The organism is Prauserella aidingensis (assembly GCF_024171865.1).
Lineage (GTDB): Bacteria > Actinomycetota > Actinomycetes > Mycobacteriales > Pseudonocardiaceae > Prauserella > Prauserella aidingensis.
The window spans coordinates 276566-289296 of sequence record NZ_JAMTCN010000005.1; the positions used below are offsets into that span (position 1 = coordinate 276566).

General features: G+C 69.3%; 15 protein-coding genes. 13 read left to right on the forward strand and 2 right to left on the reverse strand.

Annotated features, from left to right (window positions below; all coding sequences use genetic code 11):
• The first annotated feature begins 68 nt into the window (after positions 1 to 68).
• From secY to truA, 12 genes are all read left to right on the forward strand, one after another.
• On the forward strand, positions 69 to 1376 hold the full coding sequence (gene secY / locus LY13_RS09035; protein WP_253827848.1) for a preprotein translocase subunit SecY: 1308 nt from the start codon (positions 69 to 71) through the stop codon (positions 1374 to 1376).
• A complete protein-coding gene (locus LY13_RS09040; protein WP_253827849.1) occupies positions 1373 to 1927 on the forward strand; it encodes an adenylate kinase in 555 nt (184 codons plus the stop codon). The genes secY and LY13_RS09040 overlap by 4 nt, the downstream gene beginning before the upstream one ends.
• A gap of 29 nt (positions 1928 to 1956) precedes the next feature.
• Positions 1957 to 2757: a type I methionyl aminopeptidase gene (gene map / locus LY13_RS09045; RefSeq protein ID WP_253827850.1), complete on the forward strand. Its 801-nt coding sequence runs from the start codon at positions 1957 to 1959 to the stop codon at positions 2755 to 2757.
• A 312-nt stretch (positions 2758 to 3069) separates the two neighbouring features.
• Positions 3070 to 3291, forward strand: a complete 222-nt coding sequence (gene infA / locus LY13_RS09050; RefSeq protein WP_030532868.1) for a translation initiation factor IF-1 — start codon at positions 3070 to 3072, stop codon at positions 3289 to 3291.
• A gap of 79 nt (positions 3292 to 3370) precedes the next feature.
• Complete coding sequence (gene rpmJ / locus LY13_RS09055) at positions 3371 to 3484, forward strand: 50S ribosomal protein L36 (RefSeq protein WP_005453284.1); 114 nt, start codon at positions 3371 to 3373, stop codon at positions 3482 to 3484.
• A 235-nt stretch (positions 3485 to 3719) separates the two neighbouring features.
• A complete protein-coding gene (gene rpsM / locus LY13_RS09060; protein WP_183646120.1) occupies positions 3720 to 4097 on the forward strand; it encodes a 30S ribosomal protein S13 in 378 nt (125 codons plus the stop codon).
• Complete coding sequence (locus tag LY13_RS09065) at positions 4097 to 4288, forward strand: hypothetical protein (protein WP_183651247.1); 192 nt, start codon at positions 4097 to 4099, stop codon at positions 4286 to 4288. The genes rpsM and LY13_RS09065 overlap by 1 nt, the downstream gene beginning before the upstream one ends.
• A 15-nt stretch (positions 4289 to 4303) precedes the next feature.
• Positions 4304 to 4702: a 30S ribosomal protein S11 gene (gene rpsK / locus LY13_RS09070; protein ID WP_030532865.1), complete on the forward strand. Its 399-nt coding sequence runs from the start codon at positions 4304 to 4306 to the stop codon at positions 4700 to 4702.
• 23 nt (positions 4703 to 4725) lie between these two features.
• Entirely contained in the window at positions 4726 to 5331 is a 606-nt protein-coding gene (gene rpsD / locus LY13_RS09075) for a 30S ribosomal protein S4 (protein ID WP_253827851.1), read from the forward strand.
• Positions 5332 to 5422: 91 nt separating this feature from the next.
• Positions 5423 to 6502 (forward strand): DNA-directed RNA polymerase subunit alpha, encoded by a 1080-nt coding sequence (locus LY13_RS09080; RefSeq protein WP_253827852.1) that lies wholly within the window; start codon positions 5423 to 5425, stop codon positions 6500 to 6502.
• A gap of 71 nt (positions 6503 to 6573) precedes the next feature.
• Positions 6574 to 7158, forward strand: a complete 585-nt coding sequence (gene rplQ, locus LY13_RS09085) for a 50S ribosomal protein L17 (protein ID WP_253827853.1) — start codon at positions 6574 to 6576, stop codon at positions 7156 to 7158.
• 71 nt (positions 7159 to 7229) lie between these two features.
• Positions 7230 to 8057, forward strand: coding sequence for a tRNA pseudouridine(38-40) synthase TruA (gene truA / locus LY13_RS09090; RefSeq protein ID WP_253827854.1), 828 nt, complete (start codon positions 7230 to 7232; stop codon positions 8055 to 8057).
• Positions 8058 to 8091: 34 nt separating this feature from the next.
• Here truA and LY13_RS09095 read toward each other — a convergent pair whose 3' ends face one another.
• A complete protein-coding gene (locus LY13_RS09095) occupies positions 8092 to 8811 on the reverse strand; it encodes a hypothetical protein (protein WP_253827855.1) in 720 nt (239 codons plus the stop codon).
• Between the two features lie 76 nt (positions 8812 to 8887).
• A complete protein-coding gene (gene eccE / locus LY13_RS09100) occupies positions 8888 to 10066 on the reverse strand; it encodes a type VII secretion protein EccE (RefSeq protein ID WP_301298656.1) in 1179 nt (392 codons plus the stop codon).
• A gap of 866 nt (positions 10067 to 10932) precedes the next feature.
• Here eccE and eccB point away from each other — a divergent pair.
• Positions 10933 to 12576 carry a type VII secretion protein EccB gene (gene eccB / locus LY13_RS09105; protein ID WP_301298657.1) on the forward strand — a complete coding sequence of 548 codons (1644 nt, stop codon included), beginning with the start codon at positions 10933 to 10935 and terminating at the stop codon, positions 12574 to 12576.
• Positions 12577 to 12731: the final 155 nt, after the last annotated feature.

A 12731-nucleotide genomic window follows, 5' to 3' on the forward strand; every position in this document is an offset into this window, starting at 1 on the left:
CGGCGTCCGAGACCGCCGGCCAAGCCGCTCGCCGGAACCCGCCGGCGACGCCTGAGGAGGTCCCCCGCGTGCTCAGCGCCTTCCGCTCGGCTCTCGCCACGCCGGACCTGCGCAAGAAGATCCTGTTCACGTTGATGATCGTGGCCGTGTACCGGCTCGGCGCGGTCATTCCAGCGCCTGGCGTGTCGTACAACAGCGTTCAGGCTTGTCAGGCGCAGGTCGAGGGTCAGAGTTTCTTCACGCTGCTGAACCTGTTCAGCGGTGGAGCGCTCCTTCAGCTCTCCGTCTTCGCGACGGGCATCATGCCGTACATCACGGCGAGCATCATCGTGCAGCTGCTCACGGTGGTCATTCCGCACTTCGAAGAGCTGAAGAAGGAGGGCCAGTCCGGGCAGGGCAAGCTGACGCAGTACACGCGCTACCTGACGATCGCGCTGGCCATTCTGCAGGCCACCGGTGTCATCGCGCTGGCAGAGCGCGGCGGGATGTTCCCGAACTGCACCGAGTCGATCTTCCCGGACAACAGCGTCGTCACCATGGCGATCACGGTCCTCACGATGACCGCCGGTACCGCCGTGATGATGTGGATGGGTGAGCTGATCACCGAGCGCGGTGTCGGGAACGGCATGTCGCTGCTGATCTTCCTCAACATCGCGGCGCAGATCCCGGCCGAGGGCGCCAACATCCTGAACCAGAACACGCCGCTCGTGTTCGCGTTCGTCTGCCTGCTGGCACTGGTGATCATCGCGAGCGTCGTCTTCGTCGAGCAGGGGCAGCGCCGGATCCCGGTGCAGTACGCCAAGCGCATGGTCGGCAGGCGCATGTACGGGGGCACGTCGACGTACCTGCCGATCAAGGTCAACCAGGCCGGTGTCATTCCGGTGATCTTCGGCTCGTCGCTGCTGTACCTGCCGGACCTGCTGGTGAACCTGACCGGCGACCCGCAGAACCCGGGTGGCTTCACGCAGTTCATCCAGACGTACCTGAGTGATCAGAGCAGCTGGCTGCACATGCTGCTGTACTTCGCTCTGATCATCTTCTTCACGTACTTCTACATCACGATCACCTTCAACGTTGACGATCGCGCCGAGGAGATGAAGAAGTTCGGCGGTTTCATCCCGGGTATCCGTCCGGGTAGGCCGACCGCCGAGTACTTGCGCTTCGTGCTGAGCAGGATCACGTTGCCCGGATCGATCTACCTTGGCATCGTGGCAATCCTGCCGAACTTCTTCCTGTCCCTCACCGGCGAAGGCCAGAACCAGAACTTCCCGCTCGGCGGCACGGCGGTTCTGATCATGGTCGGTGTCGGACTGGACACGGTGAAGCAGATCGAAAGCCAGCTCATGCAGCGCAACTACGAAGGGTTCCTCCGATGACGCGTGTGCTCCTTGTGGGTCCTCCCGGAGCGGGCAAGGGGACGCAGGCGGTCTCTCTCTCCGAGCGACTGGGCGTTCCGCACATCTCGACAGGTGATCTGTTTCGTGCCAACGTCGGCAACGAAACGCCGCTGGGCCTCGAAGCCAAGCGGTACATGGATGCCGGCGAGCTCGTACCCGACTCGGTGACCAACGAGATGGTGCGCGAACGTCTGGAGGAGCCGGACGCGAAGGCCGGTTTCCTGCTGGACGGGTTCCCGCGCAACACGAAGCAGGCCGACGTGCTGGGCGAGATGCTCGCCGCGCAGAACACGGCGCTCGACGGTGTGATCGAGCTGAAGGTGAGCGAGGACGAGCTGGTCGAGCGCCTGCTGGCCCGCGGCCGCAGCGACGACACCGAGGAGATCATCCGCCGTCGGCAGGAGGTCTACCGGCAGGAGACGGCGCCGTTGCTCGAGTACTACGCCGACATCGTGGTGACCGTGAACGGCATCGGCGAGGTCGACGAGGTTTCGCAGCGCGTGTTGGACGCGCTCGGCAAGAGCTCGTGAACCTGCTCGGCCTGAGGATGCCGCGGTGGATGCGCCGCGGCGGTTCGATCGAGGCGAAGTCGCACGGTGAGCTGGAGGCCATGCGTGCGGCGGGCCTCGTCGTGTCGCGCACCCTGGCCGCCGTGACGACCGCGGCCAGGCCGGGCGTGAGCACGCTCGAACTCGACGCTCTGGCCGAGCAGCTGATCCGGGACGCCGACGCGGTGCCCTCGTTCAAGGGCTACCACGGTTTCCCGGGGTCGATCTGCGCGTCGGTGAACGACCAGATCGTGCACGGCATCCCGTCGTCGGAGCTGGTCCTCGCGGAGGGCGACCTGCTGTCGGTGGACTGCGGCGCCATCCTCGAGGGCTGGCACGGCGACTCGGCCGTGACCATCTCGGTCGGCGAGGTGAGCGAGCCCGACCGGAAGTTGTCGGCGGCGACGAAGTCGGCGATGCAGGCCGGGATCGACGCGGCCCGCCCCGGCGGCCGGCTCACCGACATCTCCCACGCCGTCGAGATGGAAGCCCTGAGCAAGATCCTCGAGGACGGCATCGAGTACGGGATGATCGAGGAGTACGGCGGGCACGGCATCGGGCGCGAGATGCACATGGAGCCGTTCCTGCCGAACGTCGGCAAACCGGGTCGCGGTCCCGAGCTGCGGCCGGGGGTGACCCTGGCGATCGAGCCGATGCTGACCGGCGGGTCCGGCGGGACGGTGGAGCTCGACGACGGGTGGACCGTCATCACCGACGACGGCTCCCGCGCGGCCCACTGGGAACACACCGTGGCGGTCACCGAGGACGGACCGTGGGTGCTCACCGCGCCGGAGGCGGCGTCGGCGGGGTAACCTGGACCGGCAGGCGACGTTGCTGCGAACCGTCACTCGGACGGTGTAGAGTCGCTCACTCTCCGCGTCCGCGGAGCGCACGGATGCTACCCGCACCTATCACAACCGGCCCCGGTTTGGGAGTCGTGACACGAGGTGCGTAGACTGTACAGCTGGCGTGCCTTCCATGCTGTTCTCCGACGCCCGTTCGGGGCAGGTGCGGATTTCCGGTTCCGGAATCCTCCCGGCCACTCGACGTGTTCGGACGCAGGATGGGGCGCTCGTCAGTCCAGGTAAGCACCATCGCTCAACCAATCACGAATTGCGGAGTACATGGCGAAGAAAGACGGGGCCATTGAGGTAGAAGGCCGCGTGATCGAGCCGCTCCCCAACGCGATGTTCCGTGTCGAGTTGGAGAACGGCCACAAGGTCCTGGCCCACATCAGCGGCAAGATGCGGCAGCACTACATCCGCATCCTGCCTGAGGACAAGGTGGTTGTGGAGCTGTCGCCCTACGACCTGTCTCGTGGTCGCATCGTCTACCGCTACAAGTGATCACGGAGGGCGTGGCGGATGCCTGAGGTGCCCTCCCCGGTAGGGCACGCGGTTATTCGACACGACGAAAGCAGGAGACGTGAAGGTCAAGCCGAGCGTCAAGCGAATCTGCGACAAGTGCCAGGTGGTCCGGCGGCACGGCCGGATCATGGTGATCTGCGACAACCTGCGGCACAAGCAGCGGCAGGGCTGAGCAGCTCGTCCACTTGTCGACAGTGACGTGACACCAGAGCACTGGCACATCACAAGAGCACTGTGACAACTACAGCCTCCCCGAACCTGCGCTGACCGGTGAGCCGGACAGCGCCGACCCCCGGACTTCAGGCCGGGGCCGGGACACCGCCCGCGCGAGCGGGTGGAGACGCGAGTCGTCCCGGAAGTGGTCGGGGAGCAGACCTGAAGAGAAACTACGAGGAGCACAAGCGCCAATGGCACGACTCGCTGGCGTCGATCTCCCCCGCGAGAAGCGGCTGGAGATCGCGCTGACATACATCTACGGCATCGGCCGTACCAGCGCCAAGCAGATCGCCGTCGCGACGGAGCTGAACCCGGACACGCGGGTCAAGGACCTCGGCGACGACGACCTGGTGAAGCTGCGTGACCACATCGAAGAGAACTTCAGGGTCGAGGGTGACCTCCGCCGCGAGGTGAACGCCGACATCCGTCGGAAGATCGAGATCGGGTGCTACGAGGGTCTCCGCTGGCGCCGTGGCCTGCCTGTCCGCGGTCAGCGCACCAAGACCAACGCGCGCACGCGCAAGGGCCCGAAGAAGACGGTCGCCGGCAAGAAGAAGGCGGGCCGCTGATGACCGTCGTACGGACCAAGCGGCGTGCGATGCGCGCGGGCGTCGGCTCGCGTCGCAACCACGCGACGTCGCCGAAGTCGCTGTACGCCCGTCCGATGGCGCTGCGCGAGCTGTACTCCGACGCCGGAACGATCATCCGGCGCGGGCAGCAGGAAGCCGCCGCGGCCGCCGACGAGAAGCACTCGCGCTAACGAGGAGATCACCCAATGCCACCCCGCAGTGGCGGCGCCAAGAAGGTGCGCCGCAAAGAGAAGAAAAATGTTGCCCACGGGCATGCTCACATCAAGAGCACGTTCAACAACACGATCATTTCGATCACCGACCCGAACGGTGCTGTGATCTCGTGGGCTTCCTCCGGGCACGTCGGCTTCAAGGGCTCGCGTAAGTCCACGCCGTTCGCCGCCCAGATGGCCGCGGAGAACGCCGCCCGCAAGGCCGCCGAGCACGGCATGAAGAAGGTCGACGTGTTCGTGAAGGGCCCGGGTTCGGGTCGCGAGACCGCGATCCGCTCGCTGCAGGCCGCCGGCCTCGAGGTCGGCACCATCCAGGACGTGACCCCGCAGCCGCACAACGGTTGCCGCCCGCCGAAGCGTCGTCGGGTCTGAGGAACGGGGAGGAGTAGACAGAAATGGCTCGTTACACCGGCCCCGCGACGCGTCTGTCGCGTCGCCTCAAGACCGACCTCATCGGCGGCGACCAGGCCTTCGAGCGTCGTCCCTACCCGCCGGGCCAGCACGGCCGCGGCCGGGTCAAGGAGAGCGAGTACCTGCTTCAGCTGCAGGAGAAGCAGAAGGCCCGCCACACCTACGGCGTGCTCGAGCGCCAGTTCCGCCGTTACTACGAGGAGGCCGCACGGCGTCCCGGTAAGACCGGCGAGAACCTGCTGCAGATCTGCGAGTCGCGGCTGGACAACGTCGTGTACCGCGCGGGTATCGCCCGTACGCGCCGCCAGGCCCGTCAGCTCGTGGGCCACGGCCACTTCACGGTCAACGGCAAGAACGTGAACGTGCCCAGCTACCGGGTGTCCAAGTTCGACATCATCGACGTGCGGCCGAGGTCCGCGAAGATGCTGCCGTTCGTGGCCGCCAAGGAGGCCCTGGGCGAGCGTCCGATCCCGGCCTGGCTGCAGGTCGTGCCGTCGACGCTGCGGATCCTCGTGCACCAGCTCCCCGAGCGGGCGCAGATCGAGATCCCCGTGCAGGAACAGCTGATCGTCGAGTACTACTCGAAGTGATCGCCGGCGGCGGCGCGGCCGATCCGCGCCGCCGCTCCGCCATCCCTTTCGGCGTCATATGGCGGGCGCCGGCAGGAAAGGACAAGGAACAGTGCTGATTTCCCAGCGGCCGACTCTCGGAGAAGAGACGGTCAACGAGACCCGGTCCCGGTTCACCATCGAGCCGCTCGAGCCGGGCTTCGGCTACACGCTCGGCAACTCGCTCCGGCGCACGTTGCTGTCGTCGATCCCGGGTGCTGCGATCACGAGCATCCGCATCGACGGCGTCCTGCACGAGTTCACCACCGTCCCCGGGGTGAAGGAAGATGTCACCGAGATCATCCTGAACCTCAAGGAGCTCGTGGTGTCCTCCGAGGAGGACGAGCCCGTCACCATGTACCTGCGCAAGCAGGGCCCGGGTGAGGTCACCGCGGCGGACATCGTGCCGCCGGCAGGCGTGACGGTCCACAACCCGGATCTGCACATCGGCTGGCTCAACGACAAGGGCAAGCTCGAGGTCGAACTCGTCGTCGAGCGTGGCCGTGGCTACGTGCCCGCCCTGCAGAACAAGCAGGCGGGTGCCGAGATCGGCCGTATCCCGGTCGACTCGATCTACTCGCCGGTGCTGAAGGTGACGTACAAGGTCGAGGCCACGCGTGTCGAGCAGCGGACCGACTTCGACAAGCTGATCCTGGACGTGGAGACGAAGCCGTCGATCACGCCGCGGGACGCCGTCGCCTCGGCGGGCAAGACGCTCGTCGAGCTGTTCGGCCTCGCACGGGAGCTGAACGTCGACGCGGAGGGCATCGAGATCGGCCCGTCGCCGCAGGAGGCGGACACCATCGCCGCCTACGCGATGCCGATCGAGGACCTGGACCTGACGGTGCGGTCCTACAACTGCCTCAAGCGCGAGGGAATTCACACGGTCGGCGAGCTGGTCTCGCGCAGCGAGGCCGACCTGCTCGACATCCGCAACTTCGGTGCGAAGTCGATCGACGAGGTGAAGATGAAGCTCGTCGGCCTCGGCCTCGCGCTCAAGGACAGCCCGCCCGGGTTCGACCCGACGACCGCGGCCGCCAACTACGACGACGGCGAGGGCTGGGGCGACGACATGTCCGTCGGCGTCCCCGGTGGTCTGTCCGACGATGGCCACAACGATGGCCTGGACTACGCAGAGACGGAACAGTTGTAGGACCCGACGACGGTGGCCGGTTCGCGGCCGGCCACCGGGTCCCGCGGCTGAGAAGCTAACGAGGAGAACCGATGCCCACCCCCACCAAGGGACGCCGTCTCGGTGGATCGCCGTCGCATGAGCGGCTGATGCTGGCGAACCTGGCCACGTCGCTGTTCGAGCACGGCAAGATCACCACCACCGAGGCCAAGGCCAGGCGTGTCCGGCCGCTCGCGGAGAAGCTGATCACGAAGGCCAAGCGCGGCGACCTGCACAACCGGCGTCAGATCATGCGGACCATCCGCAACAAGGACGTCGTGCACAAGCTGGTCGAGGAGATCGGCCCGCACTTCTCCGACCGCAACGGTGGTTACGTCCGCATCACCAAGACGCTGCCGCGCAAGGGCGACAACGCCCCGATGGCGGTCATCGAACTGGTGGCGGAGAAGACGGTGACGTCCGAGGCCGAGAAGGCTCGCGGCACGAAGTTCGCGGCCGACGAGAAGCCGGCCGAGGCCGAAGCCGAGTCCGCTGAGAGCGCCGAGTCCGCGGACTCCGCCGACAGCGCCGACTCGGGTGACTCGGCGGACTCCGCCGACTCGGCCGACAGCCCGGCCGCCGAGGCGGGCGAGCAGGCCGACGAGCAGGCCGAGTCCGAGAAGAAGGACGAAGCCTGACAGGCAGTCACGCATCGAACGAGCCCGCCGCTCCCCTCGGGGAGGGCGGGCTCGTTCGTCTGCGCCTCGAAGTGGCCTACGACGGCACGGACTTCTCCGGGTGGGCTCGGCAGCCCGGCAGGCGCACCGTGCAGGGGTCGCTGGAGGAGGCGCTGGCGACGCAGCCGCCCGGCGCGTCGGTGCCGCGGTCGGTGGTCGTCGCGGGCCGTACCGACGCCGGCGTGCACGCGGCGCGGCAGGTCGTGCACGTCGACGTCGAACCGTACGACGCGCAGCCGACGTCGCGCCGGTTGACGGTCGACGCGCGCGGTCTGCCGGACCTGGACCGCATGCGCCACCGGTGGAATCGACTGCTGCCGCCGGACGTGCGCGTGCTCGCGGCGGCTCCCGCCCCGAACGGTTTCGATGCCCGGTTCTCCGCCGTCCGGAGGCACTACCGCTACCAGGTGTCCGATGCGCCGTGGGGTGTCGAGCCGCTGCGTAGGAAGGACACGTTGGCGTGGCACCGCCCGTTGAACGTCGACGCGCTGCAGGAGGCGTCCCAGTCGCTGCTGGGGTTGCAGGACTTCGCGGCGTACTGCAAGCAGCGTGAGGGAGCGACGACCGTCAGGGAACTGCAGCGGTTCACGTGGCGGCGCGTGGGCGAGCACGAGGTGCATGCCGACGTGTCGGCCGACGCGTTCTGCCACTCGATGGTGCGCAGCCTCGTCGGGGCGGTGCTGATGGTCGGCGACGGCAGGCGCGACGTCGAGTGGCCGCACCGCGTGCTCGACAGCAGGCAGCGCGCGAGCTCGGTCGCGCCCGCCCACGGACTGACGCTCCTGGCGATCGACTACCCGCCGGACGACGAGCTCGCCGCCCGCGCGGAGCAGACCCGCGCCGTCCGCGACGCCCTCTGACGCGAAAAAGCCCCCAAGGGCGTTCGGCGGGCTGTCAGTCGCCTCGGCGGACGGGGCCGAGGATCGCCTGCTCCTTGTTGGTCGTGACGAGTCGGAGCGGGCGCCACAGGTTCCTGCCGAGCGCGACGACCTGGTCGTCCTTCAACGTCGTCAGCTGCCGGGTCATCTGTTGCGGCAGCCGCCAGATCTGCGCCGCCAGGTCGGCCTGACCCGCGGGCAGTCGCTGCATCAGCACCAGGTCGGCGCCGTTGGCGACCGCCGTGGCCTGCGGGTGCAGGTACGGCAGCACGTAGACGGTCGTCTGCCACGGTGAGCGCGGTGGGAACAGGTCCTGCGGCGTAGGACCGCCGTCGTTGACCACGAGCAGCGGCGCGTCCTCCGAGGGACGGGGCAGCTCGACGGGCGAGAGCCTGCGGATCTGCACCAGCGGCGACGGCTGCCCGTCGCGCTGCGTGCCCGCGGCCTGCTGCAGCACGTGCCACGCGGCGGGACGGCCCGTGGCGACGATGCACCACGCACCGACCGCCATCGCGCGCATCGCCACCTGGCGCGCCAGGTACAGCCCGCCGACCAGCACGATGCGCGTGGGCACCGACCGCAGCGCGGACACCGTCAGCGGTTCGCCCTGCAACCCGGAGCCGAGGATGATGCCGCCGCGGTCGCCGGACGGGCTGACCGCGTCGAGCAGCGCCGGGTCGGCGATGAACTCGGGCGCCACCCCGTCGACCTTGGTGGGGTCCTGCAGTCGCGTCATTTCTCGATTCCTCCCCGTTCCGCTCCTCGGGCCTCGGCGGCCCTGCGATGCTCACGGGTCGTCGGCTGCGCCCGGGTCATGCGGTGCCTCCCAGCGGGATCGTCGCCGCCAGGCCGTCGGTCTGTTTGCCGCGCAGCGGGGTGAGTGAGACACCGACCTTGTCGGCGAGCGTGCCGAGCCGCTGGTCGGCGGTGTCGAGTTCACGCGGGTTGCGGGCGCTGACGCGGACGATGCCGCGCAGCGTCACCTTGCCCTCGTCCTCGGCGGGGGAGATCGCCATGCCGACCGTCGACGACAGGGCGCGCACGCTGGTCAGGGCGTTGAGGTTCTGCGTGACCTTGCCCTTCGGCCAGCCGGTGATGGCGTAGCTGGCGTGGCCGATGCCCGCGGCCGTCACGCCCGTCCACTTCTCCTTCAGCGACACCTTCTGGCCCGAACCGACGACGCCGGTGAGCTCGGCGGCGGAAATGCCGGCCCGCAGCAGTTCGTCGGCGTCCAGCGGGCGGGTGGGGATGCCGTTGGACTCGAGTGCGTTGCGGACACGCGAGAGCGCACCCATCAGGGCGCGGTGCGCGCCGACGACGCCGCCACCACGTTCGCGGACGGCTTCGGCGCAGCGCTTCGGGTCCAGCCGCAGCGAGATCCACGTCGTCCGCCGCGCGGCGGCGGGAAGCGGCCCCAGTACCTCCATGTACGAGCTGAGCGCGGGGGAGTCGGAGGGGAGCGCGGCGCTGCCGGGGTAGCAGTGCCACGTCATCTGGATGGAGTCGAGCACCACGCCGCGGTCCTCCAGGCACGGTGCGAGCGCCGACAGCGGCAGGCTCGGCGCGCCGCCCGCCTGCGTGATCAGCGCCGGGGTCGGCTCGACGAGCAGTACCGCGGTCCACGTGCCGTCGTGCCAGGCGAGGCCGACGTCGGCGTGCTCGTGGTCGTTGCCGTGCGCCACGACGAGGCCGGGGATGGCCAGCCGCAGCAGGTTGACGCGCACGTCGTCGTCGCCGATGACCGGCTCCTCCTCGTCGTCCACCGTTTCGATGGACTTCGGAGGCGGCGGTGTCGCCGTGCGGGCGCGCGAACGGAGCGTGTACCGCGACGTCAGGCCCGCCCACTGGGTGAACCACTGGCCGTTCCAGCGCACCAGCGCCAGCACGATCGTCAGGCCCAGAACGCCGGCGCCGACCCACAGCAGCGATTCGTCGATGGCGACCAGTACCAGCCCGATGGCGAGCCCGACCTCGATGAGGACGATGTTCATCACCGGCAGCGGGCCGAGACTCGCGCCGAGGGTCCGTCTGCGGGCGGGAGGTGCGTTCCGGGGCTGCGGTTCCTGCGGCGTGGCGGGTTCGGGCGGGGTGGGTTCGGGTCCGCCGGAGCCGTGCGGCCCGCTGGGTCCGCCCGGTCCACCGGGGCCACCGGGGCCACCGGGGCCGTTGCCGCCGGGGCCGTTGCCGCCGGGACCACCCGGTCCACCGGGCCCGCCGGGTCCACCCGGGCCGCCGGGAGGCGGTCCCTTCGGTGCGCCCTTGTCGGGGCCACCGGGTCCTCCCGGACCGCTCGGTCGCTGCGGAGCGCCACCGGGTCCGCTCGGCCCACCGGGGCCTGCCGGGCCGTTCGGGCCACCCGGACCTCCCGGGCCGCCGGGACCGGGCCTACCGGGTCCACCCGGTCCGCCGGGTCCTGCCGGGCCCTTCGGGCCCGCGGGCGCACCGGGGCCGCCCGGTCCGCCGGGGCCGGGCCTGCCGGGGCCCGCCGGGCCACCGGGACCGGCAGGCCCAGCCGGTCCGCCGGGTCCGCCCGGTCCCGGACGTCCGGGACCGCCGGGTCCCTGCGGCCGCTGGGGTCCCCCGGGGCCCGGCGGCCTCCCTCCCGGAGGCGGGCCCGATGAACGTGGAGTGGTGACGGACATCCGCTGGCTTCTTCCCCTCTTGTCCCTCGCGTGTGCCCGGTCGGCCGCAGGCGCAGCCTGGTTTGTCCGCTGCGGGACTCGTGTGACGGTCACGCAGCGAAAACAGCCATCCCGGGGAGTCGCAGACTAGCGGGTGTTGGTAGAAACCAACACCAGCCGGTCCTGCACGGCTATCCTGCGGGACCGTATCGCGATGGGGAGGCAGTGGGGCGAGAATGCCGTCAACACCGACAACAAAGTCACAGGTTCAGGCGTACCGGTTCGTACTGCGGCGCATGCAGTCGGCGCTGGTGCGCAAGGACCCGGTCATGCTGCACGACCCGATGCGGACCCACGGACGCGCGACCACGGTCGGCGTCGTCCTCGGCGCGCTCGGCTGCCTCGGTTTCCTGGTGTTCGGCATTTTCAAGCCGGCGCCGACGGTGCCCGACAGCGGCATCGTGATCAGTGAACAGTCCGGCCAGGTCTACGTCGTGCACCAGGCGCAGGGCGGCGACAAGCGGCTCATCCCGACGTTCAACGTCGCGTCCGCGAAGCTGCTGAGCATGGCGCAGGCACAGGAGGGCGGCGACGGCGGCCAAGGTGGGGGACAGCTGCCGCAGGCGCCCGACCCCGCCGACCTCGAACCGCAGGTCGTCCCCGACACGCAGTTGGTCGACATCGGCCGGGAACGGCTGCGGGGCATTCCCGACGGCCCGCCGCTGCTGCCCACGAACGAACAGACGATCGGCCAGAACTGGGCCGTCTGCGACAACCTGAACTACGACAGTTCGTTGCCCGACAACACCGCGCGGCAGGAGGCCGAGGTCACGAGCCAGGTGCTCGCCGGCGAGTCCGGTGGTGCGCGGCAGGACGAGCTGGCGCGGAATCAGGCCATTCTCGCCAAGAACTCGAAGGGCAACGACGACACGACCTACCTGGTCTACCGCCAGGCGGACACACAGGCGGGTCAGGGCGACGCGGTGAAGGCGCCGGTCAACATGGCCGGGGACGACCCGATCGTGAACGCGTTCAACCTGAGCGAGGACGACGTCCGCAAGATGTCGCCGAGCCTGCTCGAGGCCATCCCGAACGCGTCCGGTGAGCTGAAGGCCCCGAAGGTCCCGGGCTCGGGCAGCACTCCCCAGGGCTTCGACGTGGAGTCGGCGCCGGTCGGCACGGTCCTCGAGGTGCAGGACGCGGGGTCGACGACGTACTACCTGGTGCTGCAGCAGGGCGTGCAGGAGATCAACGAGGGTGCGGCCAGCGTCATGCTCGCCGCCGACGAGAGCGCCAGGACGGCCCGTCGCGTGGGGCCCGGCGCCATCGCCGGTGCGCCGAAGCTGTCCGAGGGGGACCAGGGCTGGTACGAGCTCGACCACCTGCCGGTGGCCGGCGACCTCGAGATCGTCGACCAGGAGCTGACCCCGCACACCTGCCTCGGCTGGAGCGTCGAGGGCGAGGGACGGGCCCGCGACTCGGTGACGCGGCTGTACGTCCACAACACGTCGCCGTTGCCCAAGGGGGCGAACCCGATCGACGTGGAGACGCCCGCACCCGACGGCTACAACCAGGTCGACCAGTTCTACATGCAGCCGGGGCACGCCGGTGTGGTCCGCTCGGCGACCACGCGGGAGACGTTCGACCACGGGCCCCTGCAGCTGGTGTCCGACCGCGGCATCCGCTACAGCATTCCGGACGTGACGACCGCCGAGTGGCTCGGCCTGACGGGCGACATGTTCGAGGCGGCACCGGAGACGATCCTCAAGATGCTGCCGGCGGGCTCCTCGCTGAACTACCAGGACGTGCGGCAGACGTACGACTCGGTGCAGGTGCAGACGCCCGGTGTCGACGGCAACGCCGCGGCCGCCGGCGGCTGACAGCGGCTCCGCTCAGAAGGCCCCAGGGGCACCTTGGTGGCGCCCAGTGCCACCAAGGTGCCCCGTTACCTTTTTCGTGGCTCCTTGGTCGAGGGGCTCCTGGTCTCCAGGTCCGGCATGACTGATGCCCCCAGTCGAACGCATGATCCGGGGGG

Coding starts and splice junctions, on each gene's coding strand:
- LY13_RS09040 (WP_253827849.1), top strand. CDS start 1,373: ATGACGCGTGTGCTCCTTGTGGGTCCTCCCGGAGCGGGCAAGGGGACG.
- map (WP_253827850.1), top strand. CDS start 1,957: ATGCGCCGCGGCGGTTCGATCGAGGCGAAGTCGCACGGTGAGCTGGAG.
- infA (WP_030532868.1), top strand. CDS start 3,070: ATGGCGAAGAAAGACGGGGCCATTGAGGTAGAAGGCCGCGTGATCGAG.
- rpsM (WP_183646120.1), top strand. CDS start 3,720: ATGGCACGACTCGCTGGCGTCGATCTCCCCCGCGAGAAGCGGCTGGAG.
- LY13_RS09065 (WP_183651247.1), top strand. CDS start 4,097: ATGACCGTCGTACGGACCAAGCGGCGTGCGATGCGCGCGGGCGTCGGC.
- rpsK (WP_030532865.1), top strand. CDS start 4,304: ATGCCACCCCGCAGTGGCGGCGCCAAGAAGGTGCGCCGCAAAGAGAAG.
- rpsD (WP_253827851.1), top strand. CDS start 4,726: ATGGCTCGTTACACCGGCCCCGCGACGCGTCTGTCGCGTCGCCTCAAG.
- rplQ (WP_253827853.1), top strand. CDS start 6,574: ATGCCCACCCCCACCAAGGGACGCCGTCTCGGTGGATCGCCGTCGCAT.
- LY13_RS09095 (WP_253827855.1), bottom strand. CDS start 8,811: ATGACGCGACTGCAGGACCCCACCAAGGTCGACGGGGTGGCGCCCGAG.
- eccE (WP_301298656.1), bottom strand. CDS start 10,066: ATGAACATCGTCCTCATCGAGGTCGGGCTCGCCATCGGGCTGGTACTG.
- eccB (WP_301298657.1), top strand. CDS start 10,933: ATGCCGTCAACACCGACAACAAAGTCACAGGTTCAGGCGTACCGGTTC.